This is a genomic window from Marinactinospora rubrisoli, from assembly GCF_042664915.1.
GTDB lineage: Bacteria > Actinomycetota > Actinomycetes > Streptosporangiales > Streptosporangiaceae > Marinitenerispora > Marinitenerispora rubrisoli.
Genome location: NZ_JBHTBH010000004.1, coordinates 277,646 through 293,933 on the forward strand (window position 1 = coordinate 277,646; position 16,288 = coordinate 293,933).

At 69.8% G+C, this 16,288-nt stretch carries 22 protein-coding genes and 1 tRNA gene; 7 read left to right on the forward strand and 16 right to left on the reverse strand.

What is annotated here, in order from left to right:
- Positions 1 to 42 precede the first annotated feature (42 nt).
- The 4 genes from ACFQRF_RS10345 to ACFQRF_RS10360 form a co-directional block, all read right to left on the reverse strand.
- Positions 43 to 1,143 carry a polyprenyl synthetase family protein gene (locus ACFQRF_RS10345; RefSeq protein WP_379870791.1) on the reverse strand — a complete coding sequence of 367 codons (1,101 nt, stop codon included), beginning with the start codon at positions 1,141 to 1,143 and terminating at the stop codon, positions 43 to 45.
- Positions 1,144 to 1,629: 486 nt separating this feature from the next.
- Positions 1,630 to 1,884 (reverse strand): PLDc N-terminal domain-containing protein, encoded by a 255-nt coding sequence (locus tag ACFQRF_RS10350; protein WP_379870792.1) that lies wholly within the window; start codon positions 1,882 to 1,884, stop codon positions 1,630 to 1,632.
- Between the two features lie 770 nt (positions 1,885 to 2,654).
- Complete coding sequence (locus ACFQRF_RS10355) at positions 2,655 to 3,242, reverse strand: HD domain-containing protein (protein ID WP_379870793.1); 588 nt, start codon at positions 3,240 to 3,242, stop codon at positions 2,655 to 2,657.
- Positions 3,243 to 3,253: 11 nt separating this feature from the next.
- Positions 3,254 to 4,300, reverse strand: coding sequence for a helix-turn-helix domain-containing protein (locus tag ACFQRF_RS10360; protein ID WP_379870794.1), 1,047 nt, complete (start codon positions 4,298 to 4,300; stop codon positions 3,254 to 3,256).
- Positions 4,301 to 4,544: 244 nt separating this feature from the next.
- Between ACFQRF_RS10360 and ACFQRF_RS10365 the strand changes: the two genes are divergently transcribed.
- The 4 genes from ACFQRF_RS10365 to ACFQRF_RS10380 all read left to right on the forward strand — a co-directional run bounded on the left by ACFQRF_RS10365 (position 4,545) and on the right by ACFQRF_RS10380 (position 7,867).
- Positions 4,545 to 4,943 (forward strand): hypothetical protein, encoded by a 399-nt coding sequence (locus tag ACFQRF_RS10365; protein WP_379870795.1) that lies wholly within the window; start codon positions 4,545 to 4,547, stop codon positions 4,941 to 4,943.
- Between the two features lie 610 nt (positions 4,944 to 5,553).
- Entirely contained in the window at positions 5,554 to 5,712 is a 159-nt protein-coding gene (locus ACFQRF_RS10370) for a hypothetical protein (RefSeq protein ID WP_379870796.1), read from the forward strand.
- A gap of 50 nt (positions 5,713 to 5,762) precedes the next feature.
- Positions 5,763 to 7,331 carry an asparagine synthase-related protein gene (locus tag ACFQRF_RS10375; protein ID WP_379870797.1) on the forward strand — a complete coding sequence of 523 codons (1,569 nt, stop codon included), beginning with the start codon at positions 5,763 to 5,765 and terminating at the stop codon, positions 7,329 to 7,331.
- A gap of 11 nt (positions 7,332 to 7,342) precedes the next feature.
- A complete protein-coding gene (locus ACFQRF_RS10380) occupies positions 7,343 to 7,867 on the forward strand; it encodes a GNAT family N-acetyltransferase (RefSeq protein WP_379870798.1) in 525 nt (174 codons plus the stop codon).
- Positions 7,868 to 8,246: 379 nt separating this feature from the next.
- Here ACFQRF_RS10380 and ACFQRF_RS10385 read toward each other — a convergent pair whose 3' ends face one another.
- The 5 genes from ACFQRF_RS10385 to ACFQRF_RS10405 all read right to left on the reverse strand — a co-directional run bounded on the left by ACFQRF_RS10385 (position 8,247) and on the right by ACFQRF_RS10405 (position 10,632).
- The gene (locus ACFQRF_RS10385; RefSeq protein WP_379870799.1) at positions 8,247 to 8,654 is read right to left on the reverse strand and encodes a hypothetical protein; all 408 of its coding nucleotides are present in this window, start codon (positions 8,652 to 8,654) and stop codon (positions 8,247 to 8,249) included.
- Between the two features lie 57 nt (positions 8,655 to 8,711).
- On the reverse strand, positions 8,712 to 9,101 hold the full coding sequence (locus ACFQRF_RS10390) for a hypothetical protein (protein ID WP_379870800.1): 390 nt from the start codon (positions 9,099 to 9,101) through the stop codon (positions 8,712 to 8,714).
- 6 nt (positions 9,102 to 9,107) lie between these two features.
- Positions 9,108 to 9,488: a hypothetical protein gene (locus tag ACFQRF_RS10395; protein WP_379870801.1), complete on the reverse strand. Its 381-nt coding sequence runs from the start codon at positions 9,486 to 9,488 to the stop codon at positions 9,108 to 9,110.
- 147 nt (positions 9,489 to 9,635) lie between these two features.
- Positions 9,636 to 9,893: a hypothetical protein gene (locus tag ACFQRF_RS10400; RefSeq protein WP_379870802.1), complete on the reverse strand. Its 258-nt coding sequence runs from the start codon at positions 9,891 to 9,893 to the stop codon at positions 9,636 to 9,638.
- Positions 9,894 to 9,960: 67 nt separating this feature from the next.
- Positions 9,961 to 10,632, reverse strand: a complete 672-nt coding sequence (locus tag ACFQRF_RS10405; protein WP_379870803.1) for a peptidoglycan recognition protein family protein — start codon at positions 10,630 to 10,632, stop codon at positions 9,961 to 9,963.
- Positions 10,633 to 10,804: 172 nt separating this feature from the next.
- Here ACFQRF_RS10405 and ACFQRF_RS10410 point away from each other — a divergent pair, with 172 nt between their 5' ends.
- Positions 10,805 to 11,278: a hypothetical protein gene (locus ACFQRF_RS10410; protein ID WP_379870804.1), complete on the forward strand. Its 474-nt coding sequence runs from the start codon at positions 10,805 to 10,807 to the stop codon at positions 11,276 to 11,278.
- Between the two features lie 129 nt (positions 11,279 to 11,407).
- Here the strand turns inward: ACFQRF_RS10410 and ACFQRF_RS10415 are convergent, their stop codons facing one another.
- The 6 genes from ACFQRF_RS10415 to ACFQRF_RS10440 form a co-directional block, all read right to left on the reverse strand.
- On the reverse strand, positions 11,408 to 11,749 hold the full coding sequence (locus ACFQRF_RS10415) for a hypothetical protein (RefSeq protein ID WP_379870805.1): 342 nt from the start codon (positions 11,747 to 11,749) through the stop codon (positions 11,408 to 11,410).
- 9 nt (positions 11,750 to 11,758) lie between these two features.
- Positions 11,759 to 11,887: a hypothetical protein gene (locus ACFQRF_RS10420; protein WP_379870806.1), complete on the reverse strand. Its 129-nt coding sequence runs from the start codon at positions 11,885 to 11,887 to the stop codon at positions 11,759 to 11,761.
- A gap of 14 nt (positions 11,888 to 11,901) precedes the next feature.
- Positions 11,902 to 12,162, reverse strand: a complete 261-nt coding sequence (locus tag ACFQRF_RS10425) for a hypothetical protein (RefSeq protein ID WP_379870807.1) — start codon at positions 12,160 to 12,162, stop codon at positions 11,902 to 11,904.
- A gap of 357 nt (positions 12,163 to 12,519) precedes the next feature.
- Positions 12,520 to 12,927, reverse strand: a complete 408-nt coding sequence (locus ACFQRF_RS10430; RefSeq protein ID WP_379870808.1) for a peptidoglycan-binding domain-containing protein — start codon at positions 12,925 to 12,927, stop codon at positions 12,520 to 12,522.
- Between the two features lie 139 nt (positions 12,928 to 13,066).
- Positions 13,067 to 13,155, reverse strand: a tRNA-Ser gene (locus ACFQRF_RS10435).
- Between the two features lie 63 nt (positions 13,156 to 13,218).
- Positions 13,219 to 13,737 carry a SigE family RNA polymerase sigma factor gene (locus tag ACFQRF_RS10440; protein ID WP_379870809.1) on the reverse strand — a complete coding sequence of 173 codons (519 nt, stop codon included), beginning with the start codon at positions 13,735 to 13,737 and terminating at the stop codon, positions 13,219 to 13,221.
- Between the two features lie 345 nt (positions 13,738 to 14,082).
- On the opposite strand from ACFQRF_RS10440, the gene ACFQRF_RS10445 reads away from it, so the two are divergent.
- Together ACFQRF_RS10445 and ACFQRF_RS10450 are read left to right on the forward strand one after the other, a co-directional pair.
- Positions 14,083 to 15,039, forward strand: a complete 957-nt coding sequence (locus ACFQRF_RS10445) for a hypothetical protein (protein ID WP_379870810.1) — start codon at positions 14,083 to 14,085, stop codon at positions 15,037 to 15,039.
- A gap of 3 nt (positions 15,040 to 15,042) precedes the next feature.
- Positions 15,043 to 15,927 (forward strand): MauE/DoxX family redox-associated membrane protein, encoded by an 885-nt coding sequence (locus tag ACFQRF_RS10450; RefSeq protein ID WP_379870811.1) that lies wholly within the window; start codon positions 15,043 to 15,045, stop codon positions 15,925 to 15,927.
- Positions 15,928 to 15,993: 66 nt separating this feature from the next.
- On the opposite strand, the gene ACFQRF_RS10455 is transcribed toward ACFQRF_RS10450, so the two are convergent.
- The gene (locus ACFQRF_RS10455; protein ID WP_379870812.1) at positions 15,994 to 16,224 is read right to left on the reverse strand and encodes a hypothetical protein; all 231 of its coding nucleotides are present in this window, start codon (positions 16,222 to 16,224) and stop codon (positions 15,994 to 15,996) included.
- Positions 16,225 to 16,288 lie beyond the last annotated feature (64 nt).

Here is a 16,288-nt window from a genome sequence, read left to right on the forward strand (position 1 = left end):
GGAGCCCTCGCCCCCGGCGCCGGCGGCCCATCCGGCCCCGGCTCAGTACGTTCGTGTGACCGTGTCGTGGGCCAGCCGCTGGAGTTCCCGGCACGCCACCGGAGCGACCGGGGTGGCCGCCAGGCACCGCGTCGCCTCGTCCACGAGATCGCCGAGCCGCCGCTCGACGGCGTCCTTTGCCCCAAGGTCCGCGAGAATCCCGGCGATGGCGCGCACGTCCGTCTCGGTGAGCCCGGGATCCCCGACGGCCGATCTCAGCGTCCGCACCGTTTCCGCGTCGGCCCGCTCGCGCGCCGTGCGCAACCCCAGAACCAGCAGCAGTGTCCGTTTGCCCTCGCGCAGGTCACCGCCGATGGGCTTCCCGGTCCGGTCCGGATCGCCGTACAGGTCGAGCAGGTCGTCGCGCAGCTGGTAGGCGCAGCCGACCGCGGCGCCGTACCTCCGCAGGCCGGAGACGACCTCCTCGCTCGCACCCGCGATGGCCGCGCCGAGGTGCAGCGGGCGTTCCACGCTGTACGCGGCCGTCTTCAGGCGGCCGATGCGCAGCGGAAGGGATTCGGTCTCCTCGCCGCTGGCCTGGGAACGCAGGTCCATGAACTGGCCGACCACCATCTCCGTGTGCATGGCCCGCCACGGCACCCGGGCCCGCTCACGGGCGTCGGGCAGGCCATCGAGGGCGTCGGTGAACATCTCCTCGGCCCAGACCAGGGCCAGATCGGCGGCGAGGACGGCCATGCTCGCGCCGTAGCGCCCGGACTCGCCCGACCAGGCCGCCGAGCGGTGCTCGTCGGCGAACTCCATGTGCAGGGTGGGCCGCCCTCGGCGCAGCGCGGACCCGTCCATGACATCGTCCTGCACCAGCGCGAACGTCTGGACGAGTTCCAGGGCGGACGCGGCGCGCAGCGTGGCGGTCGCCGCCGGACCCTCGGGGGCGCCCCCCGCGGCGCGCCATCCCCACCAGGCGAAGGTGGGCCGCATCCGCTTTCCCCCGTCGAGGACGAACGACGTCAGGCGGTCGATGACCTCGTCGGCGAAGCGCGCGTCCAGACCGGCGGCGTCGAGGCTCCTGCGAGCGAGGAAGTCCCGCAGGTGCCGTGTCACCGCCGCGCTCAGATCCCCGGGAGAACCCGCGAAGGGGGCCACCTGAGGCCGTCCGTGAGCGTCATGCGTCCATGCCCTCGATCGGGATGCCGCCATGTCCGCCTCCCGGATGGTGAGTCAGCCACATCTCGCCGGGCGCCCGGCTCGGCCCCACGGTCTCCTCCGGCATCTGCCGCTCCCCGGAGCTCGGTAAACCGATGGCCTCCAGCGCACCACCGGAAGTCGGCCGGTCACCGTCATCGACGCCCCGAAGGCGGAGGCGGTCCAGGACCCCAGGGACGCGCCGCCCAACGCCTGACCCGCACCATCGGTCCACCGAGGATCAGCTGGAGGTTATCGCCGACCGGCCGTCTCACCTCGCCGACACCCTTGCCGGGCCCGTAATCAGCGCCAGATCCCTCACCCCGGCCGCCCGCCCCGCCGACGGCGATCCCGGTTCGACCGGGACATGGGGACACGGCCGTTCGTGCGGGTGAGCGGGGCGGCCGACCGGCGACGCGGCCACGCGACCGAGAAGCGGACGGCGTGTCAGTACCGCGCCGTGGCCTGCGCGTTGCTCCTGCCGATCAGGAACCAGCACAGGGCACCGAGAAACGGCGCGCAGATGATGAACACCGCCCACACGAGCTTCATCCCGAATTCGAGCCGGGAGGTCAGACTGCCGATGAACGCGGCGATGATGAACAAGCAGTAGGCCAGCACGGCGACCCCGGCCAGGACCAGGACGGCCACGCCACCGTACTGACCGGCGTCGGAGAGCAGGGCGGCGTCGAGGGCGAACATGGTGCGAAGTCCAATCCATTCGGTTTCAGCGTTGATCCCACGCTAGAAGCCGATACGCGTCCCCCGCCTCGGTCATGTGGCCGACTTCCCATTACGACGGAAGTCGGTCCTCCGCCGCCGACCGCATCCCATCGTCGATCGCGGCCATACCGGGTACCGCGAGTACGTGCAGGAGGGCACCCGCGGACGACGACCACGGAGCGTTACGCGCACGTAGGGACCCCGCTCGCCGGGGATGCGGCTGAGCGGACGGGCGGCGCACTGTTCGGCTGACCCTGAGACGGGGTGGGACGGCATGAGTCTCTGTGTGAATGAGACTGGAAATTGAGGCCGGGCACACGACAGGGGGTTCGACGTAAAACATCGAACCCCCTGTGACCTGCGGAGGATCGGGGATTTGAACCCCGGAAGGGCGTGAACCCTAACCGCATTAGCAGTCTTGTGAGCTGCTTGTTCGGCTGTCTTCGGCCGTTGCTGGTTCCGCCTGTTTTCCCACGATGCCCCCGGGCTGCGGGTCGTGGACACGAGCGGGGAGCGGCCCACGCGTTATGGCGAAGGCAGCCGCGTGTACGCGGTCGTGGAGGTCGACGACACCGTGTCCGCCGAGGACGCCACGGCCCCGGCTGCGTGGGCCGAGGAGGTGCCGCCCGACCGCCGCCCGCTGCCCGGCTCGCGCGCGATCGGCGACGGCCGGCCCGCCCGACGGCGCCGCCGGTGCCCCCGCCCTCCGCTGCGGGACGCCGTCCAACGCCGGACGGCGTCCCGCACGGTTACAGCGCGGGCTTCTCGTCCCGAGCGCGGTGCATCCACTCCAACGGCCCGTGGGTCAGCGCGGCGTCCGCCAAGCGTTTGGCGGACGCCGTCGCCAGCGACGCTATCGAGGTGTCGATCCACGCCTGGGTGTGGGTGTTCCCCTGCTCGCGGTACTCGACCGCCTGGAGCAGGAGTTCCAGCTTGTCGGCATCCCGAGCGCACACGGCCTCGGCGGACTCGCGCCCCCCGTACTCGGCGACCACACCGCTGATCACCTCAGCCAAGCCAGCGGGCAGACCCGCCACCTGGTCGGCAGTCACCTCGGTGTTCGGGGCGGCCTTCAGGTACCGCTTGCTCAGGTGCGGGATGTCGGTCGTCCGGGTCTCCTGCGTGTCGTGGAACAGGGCCAGGAACGCCGCGCGCTGCGGGTCCGCGCCTTCCATCGATGCGATGACCGCCGCGATGATCGCGGCCCGGTGAGAGTGATCCGCGATGCTCTCCGGATCGGCGACCCCGGCGATGACCCACCCGGTACGGGGAAGTCGCTTCAACAGCCCGATCTCGTAGAGGAAGTCCACGGTGCGAGCGTCGTGGTCGTCAGCCATGAGGTCCCTTCTCAACGCCGGTGAATGATCCGTAGAGCGTAGAGCACTTCTTCCAACTCCCGGCGGGACTGCGGCGAAACCTCGCCTTCGTCCAAGAGCCGCCGGGCCGCGGCGGAGACCGTGTCACTTCGGTCTGGGTCGAGGATGCCCGGTTTCCGGTTGATCAGCGACCACATCGTGTGGGCGACCACGTCGACATAGGGGTTTCCCGCGTGAAGCTTGGTTGCGAGGTGGTCCAGCAGGCGAGTGCCGCGCCACGCATCCAGGTCCGTCTCGGTCATGAACGTGTCACTGACCTGCGGATCCCCCAGTTCTCCCAACCAGTACGCCCAGTAGTTGAGGTTGGCGATCTCCGTCTCATCGGTTTCGATGTGCACCTGGATGAATTGGGGAAGTGCTTCACCGTCGCCCGTGCGAGCGAGCGTATGCGCTCCAGAGCGCACCACCGCCCAGGAGGGCGACCACTCGCCGGTCCGAAGGCGGCGCTGCTCGTGGCGCTGCATCACGGCCAGCCACTCCACCGTCGCACTGCTGGAGTCGAAACCCACCACGTAGTGCGCTTGGCGTCGGAGAAGGGCGCCATCGACGGTGTCCGGTGCTTGCTCGGCGACCGAGCGCAGGTGCGTGACGACATGGCGTCGTTCGTCCGAAGCGAGCCGCGGCCCGGTCGCTGAAGGGCCCCGACGAGATGCCTGGGGAACTGACGCGAAGATCCCCGGCACGGTTCCGGTGAAGACCCACCCGATCAGGTCCGTGAACGGTCGCGTAATGACCCAGGTGGCGAGCGGATGCCCGTCCAAGTCCAAGGCTCCGTCGGCGCCGAGCACATAGCCGACGAACCGGTCCGCCTCCATGGCGACGTCGAGCTGTTCCAAGAGGCGGACCGACGCCCCGAGGCGGAGCAGCGTGTGACGTAGGCGCAGAAACGTCCCGGCGGAGACAGCCATGAGGGGCCGCCGTCCGCTCTCCCACCCCTGGACGGTGGTCACGTCAACGTGGAAACGCTCGGCCAGGTCTTCCTGGGTGAGCCCGATCGAGCCGCGGATGGTCTTCAGCACGTACCCAGAGATGCGTCCTTCACGGTCCCCGTCACCTCGTGAAGAGAAACCCTGACCCACAGTCAGAGTTCCCCGGCTGCGGATGGCCATTCCGCCCCCTCCGCGCTAGTTGACCTGCTTGAACACTCGTACTGGGGGTCAGTTCAGCGCAAGCGGTCGTTTCCGTAGCGTCGGGACCACGATAAACCCCCGCGACGCAGGAACGTCCGGGGGCGCGGACACCAGCTTTCGAGGAGCTGATGACATGCCCGACCTTAACGTGCGCGGCGAGCCCGTCGCACCATCTGTGTTGTTCTTCCTGTTCGCCACGCTCGTCCTGGCGCTGGTACGGCCAGCGGCCGCACCGCCCCCGTCCCTCCCGGCGGTGCGCCTCCCCCGGCCGGAGCCCCGGACGTCGTCGGCCTACGACGTGGCCGTGGCCGGCCTGCGCCGGGTCGCCGACGCCTACCCGGGGTGGGAGATGTACCCGGTGCCCACCGGAGTGGCCGGCCAGTGGTCGTACACGGCGCGCCGAACTCGGGATGGGCTACGGACACGCGCCGGCACGCCGGAGGGGCTGGCGGCGATCATCGCCGCGGTCGAAGCCGCCCCGGAGGCGGAGCGCATCCGTCCGTTCCTGGCCATGGTGGAGGAACCGCGGTGATCTGGTACGGCCACGCCACGGGCCGGTGGTGGGGCCTCGGGCCGGTCTCCCTGATTGAGGGTGGCAGCGCCGAAGAGGTCTGGTCGGCGCTGCGTGCCGCCTACGCCCGAGTGGCCCCGAGCTCGCCCCGCCGCCGTCGACCGAGAACCGTCCGCCCAGTTGACGTCCTTCTCTAGACCCGCGCCGTTCGGCCGCACCCGCACCTAACCCCCGGGTGCGGCCGGGCCACGAACCGCCGACCCGCGTGCGACGAGGGGACCGGGGCGGCGCTCCAGGACTTCGACGTCCTGGAGCCGCCCGCGCCCCGGCCGCTCACCGTGGGCGCGGGCACCCCCGGCGGGATGGTCACCCGCCGGCCGCCCGCCCCGGCGACCTGGACGGGGCGGGCACCAGCCGCCGTCCGGCGCCCGGTGACCCCTTTCCTGGGCGCCGGACGGCAACCACATCCCAGACGAGCGGAGGCAGTCACGGACCTGATGGAGCGCTTTGTAGCCCGTCCTGGACGCGCGGGGAACCAATGTCGCCCCGACAGGGGGATGGCACTGATACCCGTCCGACGGGTTCTACTCGCCGGACAGGGACACCCGCCACCACAACCGAAGGAGACGCGTTGACCGACTTCATGCCCCCAACCACGACCGCCCCGACGATCGACCTGTTCACCTCGGCCGCTCGCTCGGTCGTGCAGAGCGCCGAGCAGAGCCACGAGTACAAGAAGAGCTCGGGGTCGTCCGACGGCGCCCAGACCTACGACACCATGAAGCGCTAATCGTCTGATCCGCTGAACTGACGCACGCCCTGGAGCTTCGCATGTTGCGCATGAGGCTGACCCCCTACAGCGAGAACCCGGCGTGGGCCTGGTCCGGGGCGTGCTACACCGCCCTCGACCAGCACAGCCGGTTGGAACCCTTCACCCATCCGATGGTCGAGCATCTGGCCGCGACCGACGGGCGCCGGACCCTGATCATGATCCGCGAGCGCGTCGCTGACCGCCCGGCCTGTTACCCCGGCGTTCGCCGTCTTACTCCCGCCGAGTACGACCAGGCACGCGCGGCCGCCATCGACTGGCCGACCGACTACGTCCTTGTGGAGACCGAGCCTGAACAGCCCGTGCGGGTGAGCGCTGGCGCCGCCCGGACGACTCCCCTCTATCTGGCGACCGACGGCACCTCCCTGGCCGGCTCCTGGGACATGGCAGACCTGCGCGAGCACATCACCGGGATCAACCCCAAAGAGGCGGCCCGCCTGCTGATCTACCGGCCCCGCTACTCCTCGGAAACGCTGTTCCGGGGAGTGCATCGGCTCACCGAACGCGCCACCGCGCACTTCGGCGGGGCCCTGTGGATCAGCTACCCCGAGCCCGCCTTGCACCGCACTCCCCGGGAGCTGGCGCCGGACGCCGATGTTCTGGGCGCGTTCGTAGCGACCATGGACGCCGCGATGGACCGGCGCCCCTGGGCGCACGAAACCACCCTGTTCCACCTCACCGGCGGGTTCGACTCAGGCACCGTGGCCACCCGCGCGGCCGAGCGCCATCCCGGGCTGTTCCCCACGGCAACCCTGCTGATCGGCGGGCCGGGTCGGGAACAGCAGATCAGGCGGCGCGCCGAGATGCGATCCCGCGTGAAGTTCGCCGAGCCCGACATCGTCATCGACGCCATGGAGTACCTGCCGTTAGCGCCCGGATGTCGCTGGGCCACTGGGGACCTGATCTCGCCGACGGAAGATCCCTTGCACCATCCGTTCTCCCGTATGGCGCGCGCGGTCGCCGAAGCCGGCGCCCGCACCGTGGTGACCGGCCTCGGCGGCGACGAGATGGTCGCCCTGACTCAAGACGAAGAACCGCACCAGGGACCCGGGGATATCAGCGACGCCCTGATCCTGCCCTGGATCGGGCCGCGGGCACGGGACGTCCTGGAGTTCGCCGACGACGGCATCGCGCCCCCGGCACGCGTGAACTCCATGACCCTGCTGTCGCTGGAGACCACCGCGCCCATCCTGTTGCGGGAAGGACTGTGGCCGGTGCATCCGTTCGCCGACCCGGCGATGGTCGAGCTCGGCGAGCAGCTGCCGTTCGCCTGGCGGGAGCTGAAGCAGTTGCAGCGTCGGCGCCTAGGCGTGCTGGGTATGAGCGAGGATGTCGTGTACCCGGTCGAGCGGGAGTCCTTCGCCGAGGTCGTCGAGCACGCTCTGAAGACCCACACGCCGACGCTCTTCGCCCGTATGCTGGCCGACGGTTCGCCGCTGTTCGACGCGGGGTTGGTCGACCCGGACGGGTTGCGCTCGGCGGTTGAGCGCTTGGGCGCGGCCGCCTATACCGAAGAGCGGGAGGCGAAGGTCCTGGAAGTCCTGAGCCTGCACATGAGTGCGACTGCCTTCCTTCGTTGAGAGGACGATCCGTGTTCACCATGCGCCCCGCCACCGAGGCCGATACCGCCGGCGTCGAGAAGATGATCTCCGCGCGCTGCGACTGGCAGGAACAGTCCGGCTTGGAATCGTGGCGCGATGACGTTGGTGATCTCGCCGGTCAGGCCGCAAGCGGCTTCATGTGGGTCCTCGAAACCGAAGGGCACATCGTCGGCTGCACGACGGTCATGGACCAGGCACCCCCGAAGGACTGGACTCCCGAAGAGGCCGAAGAACCGAGCCTGTACCTGTTCACGACCGTGACCGACCCCGCGTACCAGGAGCACAAGCCAGGAACGTTGATCGCGTTGTGGGCGGTCGACCGGGCGGCACGGCAGGAACGTATGTGGGTGCGGCGGGGTTGCTTCTTTCCTGAGCTGGTCAAGTACTACGAGACCCAGGGGTTCGCCTTGGTCAAGGAGCAGGAACGGAGCGCCGGACACTTGTACTTGCTCGCGCGCCGAGCTGAGCGTCTCGACCTCGGGGGGCTCGGGATAACGGAGTGCTCCGCACCCTGAACAGACAACGATGAATGCGGCCCCGCTCACCATCACGGCGAGCGGGGCGGTGTTGTGCTGGCCGGGTACGGACATGCTCCGCGCGACGGCGATGTGCAGCGGAGTGTGAACCCCGAGGGACGGCACGACAGGCGCTCTCCGAACTGGAGGGCTCTGAGCTCATCGTGGCCGTTCACGGCAGCGGCCGGTTCGTCTGACCGAGCCCCGCGGGACACCACGCTCCCCCTGCCCGCCCTGATCGCGGAAGTCTGGGAGACCCCGCCGACGTTGAGGCACTGCTCGACACCGCCAGGGTGCCGATTGGAGACGAGCGGGCTTCGAGCAACCGGGGCTGCACGGTGGGGCGCCCACACGAGAGGCGTCTCACCCAGTCGGACGTTCAGCCTCCTTCTGGAGGAACGATCTCCACCGAATCGGCACGCTCAACCATCTTCGCGAGCGTGATCTTCTCCGAAGCCCACGCCTCTTCTTCGGTCGTCATGGGCACAGCGAACGTCGAAGTCCCGCCACCGTAGGTGCACACGGCCCAGCCGACGATGGGCTCCCTGTCGCCGGTCGGGTGCTCGACCATCCACCCGCCGCCGGGAAGGAATGCGAACGGCACGGGGTCGCCGTCGGGCAGCATCTCAACCCCTACGTAGCCGGATATGGTCTCGGCGCGGACAAGCCCAGTGGATTGTACGACCAGCGGGTGCCCGTCATCCGCCCACGCCTCCACGCCCCTCCTGTACTGGGTTCCCGGTCGGGGTTCGAAACAGACCCGGTGTCCGGGGCTGGCTTTGATCACGGCACTCCTTCTCAGCGGGGATGGGTAAGCGATCGGTGCGCACGGCACCACCGGAGTTCAGCCCTCCATCAATGCCCTGATGTCTTCCGGGCTGGCCTTGTCGCGTACCCACTCGGCCAGCGCCCGACACAGCGACTCCGGTAGGCCCTCGGTGGTTGGGTCGGGGGTGTCGTAGAGGGGCTCGGTGATGGGGTCGATGTGCACCCAATTTTCGCCATGTTCGGCGACTGCCGCGCCGTACCCATCGATTCCACCGCCACCTTCGATGATGGTGTCACCGGTGCGGTAGTCGACGACCTCCCACGTGTCGTGGTCGACCTGGCCGCCGCTGACGATGCGGTGACCTTTGGCCTCGTAGACATCCAGCAGTGCTTCCTCGCGCGCGTCGTGTTCTTCATCGAATTTGAGGAGGCTGGCAATGTGCTGCTTCACGAGCTGATCGGACATGAAGTCTCACTTCTGGCTGGTGTCGTAGACGTCGGTGGCGACGGGATCGTCGTCAGTGGTGTTCGGGCCGCGGACGATGTAGCCAGCATCTTCCAGCTCGCGGACCCACTCGGTGAGCTCGACACGTCCCTCGCCTTGACCTCGCTTCTCGCCTTCGGCTACGAGGTCGTTGAATGAGGGGACGTCTTCCCGGGCAAGGAGATTGAGGAGCAGCCCGAGCCCACCGAGGCTTACGCGGGAGTCATCGATCATGGCGTGGGGGTAGTGCTCGTCGGTAGGGCCTGTGCGGTGTCGTCGCATCGGGGTCTCTTCTCTCTCGTCAACGGTGGCGCGTCGCTGAGCTTCCACGCGGCGAACGCCCCTCGGCACAATAAGGGCGTTCGCCACGCCGCACTCCTTAAAAGGCGAGAAAACCTAGATCCTGCCCATGCGTTTCACGACCATGGTCGCCGTCCTCAACGTTGGCGATGCGAACCAGGGAGGACCCATAAAGAATCGTCGCGTTACGGCGGACGGGACGGCGTGCTGTCGTGGCTAGCCTGAACTGTGGCCTTCGACGCGCCGCTGCACGTAAGCGGCCACTGCGGTCAGTGCCGCGGTTCCGGCGGCGGCGCCGAGCACGGGCCAGTCGATCACCGCGCCGGCGATCACGCTGTTCGTTACGGCGCCGGCAACGGCGACGAGGACGACGGCGGCGAGGCCCTGGAGGGTGGTGCGCCAGGCGCGGGACCGAGCGTCAGCGCGGACCTCCGCGCGGGACCCGGGGACTGGGGTGGGTGAGCTGTGGGTCACTTGTCCCCCTGGGTGCGTGCGACGGCGGCGATGAGCTGGGCGTAGGCGTGGCCGGTGACGCGGTCGCCTAGCCCTTCTTCGCCGCCGATCCGGCGTCCTCGCGGGCGAGGCGCAGTCCCTCGGTGGTGCCGTCGCCGTAGATGCCGTCGACTCCGGTCGGGCCGAGCGCGGCCCCGTGTCCGGCGAACTTGACGAGTTCCTGCAGGGCCTTGACCGGTTCGCCGGTGTCGCCCTTCTTCAGCCCGATCAACGGATCGCTCCCTTCGGCGGTCCCTCCGGCTGCGCGGAAGGCGGCCGACTTCCACCACTGGTAGTTGGCCGTGCCGGGGCACGAGGTGGAGTTGATGTCGCGGTGGCCGCGGCGTGCGAGGGTCCGGCTGGCCTTCGCGCACGCCATGTCGTAGAGCTCGACGACGGTCCGCTTGGCTGCGGGGGTCATCCCGTCGCGGCCGATGTAGCAGATGCCGATCCCGGCGACGTTGCGCGGCGCGGCGTGCGCTCCGACCACGGTCCAGCCGCGGCCCTCGTAGGCGGTGCCGTCGGAGTCGACGAGCAGGTTGTAGCCGATGTCGGCCCACCCGTTGCCGTCCATGTGGTGATCCTGGATCTGCCGCGGCGTCCGGGATTCGGGACCGGCGGAGTAGTGCAGCTTCACCTCGGATCGGCTGCCCCATCCGACGGTCTGCCTGCTGCGTGGCGCCCTCGTGCCCCAAGCGGAGCGCGAGACGATATCGACCATGTGATAGTCCTCCTGACATGCGAAAGCCCCGGCCGGTCAGCCGGGGCGGGTGTGGGGATGGTGTGTGAGGAGAGCGGTAGGCGTTGCTGTGCAATCGGGGAAACCACTCCCGAGATGTAGTCACTTTAAGTAGCGTTTCGATTACTTGAAGCACGTCTCTGGGAAGGCTTCCATGGCAGATCACGGCATCGTCCCCGGCAGGAGCTACCACCTTCTCTACGCCAACCGAGGCGTCGGCCTCGAAGTCGTCTCGAACTGGGACTGGGTCCGGCTGTCCCGCAAAGCGGACGGCCCCTGGCATACGGTCACCTTCCACGAGTACGAAGGCGACCGCTACGTGATCGAGCACGGCGACAGTCACTGGGACGGCCACAAGTACTGGCACATGTGCAGCGGAGGCGTCTGCCTCAACAAGTGGGGCCCCTCCACCGCCTGGACCATCTACCCGACCAAGAACGGCTTCGTGCTGGGCAAGGGGGAAGAGCTGCTGCGGGCCAAGGCCGGTGACAAGCAGTGGCTCGCGGGCCATGACGCCACCACACTCCTCGGGAAGCTGACTGGCGGCCTCGCCGACATCGGAGACTGCCTCCGGCTGGGTGACGGAGAAGGCGGGGACTTCATCGAGTTCCAGGCCACCCCGGCCTGACCACTGTCCCTCACGGCCGGACTTCCGACATGGTGGAACGGGGAGTCCGGCCGAACACGGCACCCCTCATCGGGGGTGACTCCGACATGGAGACGCCCCGACCGGTCGGCCGAGGCTGGGTGAAGTGGTTCAGGTCAGCAGCGCAGCCGAGAGCACTGCGACGGCCAGAGACAGGCCGGCGCCGAGGATCGCGGCCCAGACCATGCGCCGGTCGGCCGCGCGGCGTTCCTCGGCGGTACGGCGGTCGGTCTCCCGCCGCTGCTCGGCGCGCTCGGTCTCGGCGCGCAGGTCGGCGACGTCGGTGGCGAGTTCGCCGAGGCGCTGTTCGGTCAGTCGCTGCTCGGCCGCGTAGACGTCGACGGACACCCGGGCGGCGAGGCCGGTCTTCAGCTCGGCGAATCCGGTTCTCATCTCGTCGCGCATCAGGGTCAGCAGTTCGCCGAGGTTCCGGTATTCGGGGTCGGTGCTCACGTGTCTCCCCTACAGGTTCGGGACCTGGATCGCGACCCAGTCGACCCACGTCTGCGTCTGGGTCTGCCGGGCGACGTGGATCGTGAACCCGCCGACGCTCTTCGATTGGTAGCTGACTTCGAGGAAGACCCCGGGCACGCCGGTTCTCGCCGTCAGAGCACCTGCGGTTCGACGGTGAAGAACCCATCGGGGAAGGTGACGGCGCGCTCGCCGCGGAAGTAGTTGCCTACGGCGGTCGGGAAGTCCATGTACTCGGCCCCACTGAGAATTCGCGGGGTCAGCTCGCACGCCTCGGTGTCGGCCCGGTCGGGATCGCGCGGCCCGATCGGCTCGTCGGCGTCGGGATCGTTGACCACGCCGACGACCCACGGCCCGCCCGCTGAGGCGTTGAACTCCACCCTCCAGGTGAACACGTTCAGGGTCTCGGTGTAGCCCTGCGATGAGCAGGTCGATCGGGCCGGGTGGCAACCACGGTGGCGGGTTGAGGACCTGCAGCCAGTCCCCGGACTCCCTGCTCGCGACGTTCTCGATCAGGCCGGGGTTGCGGAGGAGGTCCACCGCCACGGTCGGGTACCGGGCGTCGTCCCAGGTGCCCAGGTGCACCCGCCACCCGGCGTGGTCGCGAAGCTGGACGTCGTAGGCGGTGTTCAGCTCCACCGAGGACTCGTAGCGGCCGACGCCGAGCGGCGGGTCCGCGATGTTGAGCGGGCCGGTGTCTGGGGTGACGCGGAACTCCGAGCCGTTCACCCGGCGTGCGACCACGTCGTTGGTCAGCGCCTGGTCGTCATCGACCGGTTCGAACGGCGCGCAGATGTGGCCGGCGGTGTAGTCCAGGGCGATCGCGGAGCGGGCGCCGCCCGCCCACGCCCCGCTGGCGGCCCGGGCGCGCGCAGCCGCGCAGGCGCGACCGTGCTCGCCCGTCCTAGCGTCGGCGGCCGCGGGCCGAGCGGACGGGTGTCCGACACCGCGACGTGGGAGATCCACAGCGACGGCGGGTAGTCATCGGCGTCGGCCTGCAGCCGTAGTGCCAGGGCGATTCCGGCCAGCGTCTCCGGCCTGGCGATGCCGTCCACGATGGTGGGGCCGTGGTCGCTTTGGAAGGCGAGAACGGCGTTGACGCTCTCCTGGCCGTAGTCGCCGTCCGCCCCGAACTGCGCCGCCGCGGCTGCCGAGGCCACGGCGGCGATCATCCCGAGGGCGACACGGGGCAGTGTGGCGTGACGCCCACCCGACCGTTTGGACTCACATTGGTCTCACACGACCATCGTCAGCAAATGAAAGAGGCCCGACGCTGTGCGTCGGACCCCTTCTGACCTGCGGAGGATCGGGGATTTGAACCCCGGAAGGGCGTGAACCCTAACCGCATTAGCAGTGCGGCGCCATAGACCGGACTAGGCGAATCCTCCTGGCTGTGCCAAGCGTACCGACGGGGTGAGGTGGGCGCAAAACGAATGTCCGGGGTGGCGGGTTCAGGAGGTGGCGCGTTCGATGGCGAGGTCGGCGTCGCGGCGGAGTTTGGCGACGGCGCGGGAGACGGTGCTCTTCACGGTGCCGATGCTGACGCCGAGGCGGGCGGCGATCTCGGGTTCGGAGAGGTCTTCGTAGTAGCGGAGCATGACGGCCATCCGCTGGCGGGCCGGGAGGCGGTTGACGGCGCGGCCGACGGCGTCGGCGAGGTCGGTCTGCCACGTGGGGTCGTCGACGCGCTGCTCGGGGATGTCGTCGGTGGGGTAGACGTCCATGTGGCGGCGGCGCCACTCCGAGATCTGGGTGTTGACCATGGCGCGCCGTACGTAGCCGTCGCGGGCGCGGGGGCTGGTGATGCGCTCCCACGCGAAGAACGTCTTGACCAGTGCGGCCTGGAGAAGGTCCTCGGCGTCGGCGTGGTTGCTGGTCAGGCCCTGGGCCATGCGCAGCAGTGCGGGTCCGCGGCTCCGCACGTACGTGGAGAACTCCTCGTACCTGGTTTGCCGTGTTGCCTCACTCACACGACCACCGACCCGATTCCGGTACACGCGTCGGCGCCCCTCGCCCTGGCACGTGCTCTGTCTCACGACCTCACCTTCCTCACTGTGGCACGGGGGCGGCAATCGGTGGCTCTGTGTGCTGTCATATTCCGACAAATCGCGCCATTATTCTCAATAAGTGCATGTCGGGCGAATCGTGCATAGCGTTCGATCGTCACGGTGGGTGACCAATACGCCGCAAGCCCGCGCCCCGGTGATCGACGGGATCTTGAGTGGAAGCTGACACGCACGTGGTCAACTTCCTCTGCTGTGCCGGGTGAGAATGGGCGGCGGACCCCCGGCCCAGGCGTGAGCGGAGGAGCGCGAATGGCGGTAGACGTGCAGGCACGCCGGCGGCTGACCGCCGCCCTGCTGGGGCCGGAGGCACCGGCGGAGGCGGACGACGCCGTCGTCGGGCGGGTGACGCGCGGGGTGCTGCTGGACGTCAGCCCGCACCTGCTCAGCGTGGCCACGCCCAAGGGCGAGGAACGGTTCGTCCTCGCCGACGGCACCACCTTCTGGCACGGACGCGAGGTCGGCCACGCCGATCTGCGGCCCGGCCAGGACGTCGTGGTGCGCAGTCATCCCGCCAACCGGTGGGTGGTAGAGCGACTGTGGGCGGACCTCGCCCGGGTCACCGGGGTCATCGTCGAACGGTCCGAGGACACGCTGCTGGTCGACACCGGCCACGACCGGCCGCGCGTCACCGCGACCATCCCGTACCGGGCCTCCGGCCGCATGCAGGTCCGGCATCCCCGGCTGGAGCCGGGCTACCTGTTCGACGCCGTCGGGGTCTGGCAGGACGGGCAGGTGCAGGCGCTCATCCCGGCGACCTCGCAGCCCGACTATCCGGTCACCCGGATCCCCGCCCGGCCGCCGGTCCAGGAGTACCGGGCGGCCGTGCCGGGGGTCGCGACCTGGTACGACCCCGCCCAGGGGCGCGCCACTCACGTCGATCCCGTGGCCACCGCGGCCGGTGTCGCCTACCCCGCCCTCGACGCGGAGACTGACTGCGGCCCGGACTGTGACCGGCACACCGGCTGCGCGCCGCTGCCACTGCTGTCGATCGGGGCGCGAGTGCGGCTGCGCAACGACTGCACCGGCGGTTCGGCCGTGCTCCCGGTCACCGCCTGCGCATCGGCCACCAGCCGGTTCTGCGACCGGTGCCGCGCCTGCCCCTCGGGGGAACGGGGGCGGATCGCCCAGCTGACCCTGCTCAGTTTCATCTCCCTCGGCGGGAGCCCCGAGGCCGGCTGCTTCAACGCGACTCTGACGGTGGGCTGAATCGTGATCGACGTCATCCGCGAGATCCAACTCCCGATCCTGGCGATCCTGCTGCTCCTCGCCGCGGTCAGCAAGATCGTGACCCGGTCGCCCGCGGACGCGGGCCCGATGACGCTCCTTCCGGTGCGGGTACAGCGGCCCGCGACGTTCGCCACCGCCGCCGTCGAGACGGTGCTCGCCGTTCTGCTGGTCACGGCCGCCGGCCGCCCCGGCGAGGTGGCGCGGGCGGGGACGGCCGTCCTGTTCGCGGTGGCGGTGGTGGCGCTGTTCCGGCTGCGCCGGCGCGACCCCGAGCAGGGATGCGGCTGCTTCGGCGGACTCAGTACCACCCCGGTGGGATGGCGGACGATCGCGCGGGCGGGACTGCTCTCCGTGGCGGCGCTCGCGGCGCTGGGCCTGCCGGTCTCCGGCTTGGAATCGGTGGCCGGTTTCACCACGGCGCACGCCGCGGTGCTGGCCGCCGAACTGGCCGTGCTCGGCCTGCTGTCGCCGGAGCTGGCCGAGATCCCGCGACGCCTGACGCACCAGGAGCCGTGCGAGCTGCGGGAGCCGCCGCTGCACCGGACGCTGCGCCGGCTGCACGACAGCGACGTCTGGCACATGAACGCCGACGTGGTGGCCGCCGGTGAGCCCGTGGACGTCTGGCGGCAGGAGTGCCTGCGGTTCGTCCGGTACGGCGGCCGCCGGGAGGGCCGGGCGGTGGACGTGGTGTTCGCGGTGCCGGTGGACGGGCGACGCCCCGTGATCCGCGCGGTGATCGTCGACGCCGAGACGGGTGCCACGGTGGCGACCTTCGGAACGGTGGCCGGCCCGCCGCGCCCCCGGAACGCCTCCGATGGCGGAACCGCCCGCCCCGGGCGTGCGCCGGCGCCGTACGAGGTGGTCTGAGCCCACGCCTTCGCGGGCACCGGCCGCCGTCCCCGGCAGATGCCGCGAAGGCGGCGCGGGGCCGGCTCAGGCGCCCGGCATGGATTCGAGCGTGTCGTGCTCGAACAACCGCTCCAGCGCGTCCTCCAGCGAGCGGTAGAACGCCGCGGAGGAGCTGGCGCCCCAGTCGATACGGTGCAGGACCCGGCGATCGTCCAGACAGGAGGCGGGCGGGGGGACGAGAGGGGAGCGGGGAACCTGTCCGACCCTGCCGGATCGCGCTGCCGAACGACCCGCTGTGGGCGCTGCCGTGGTCATGCTCCCCGTCTCCCTTCTCGCTCGAACATGTGTTCGATGATGGAGAGTCTACGGCATCCCCGCC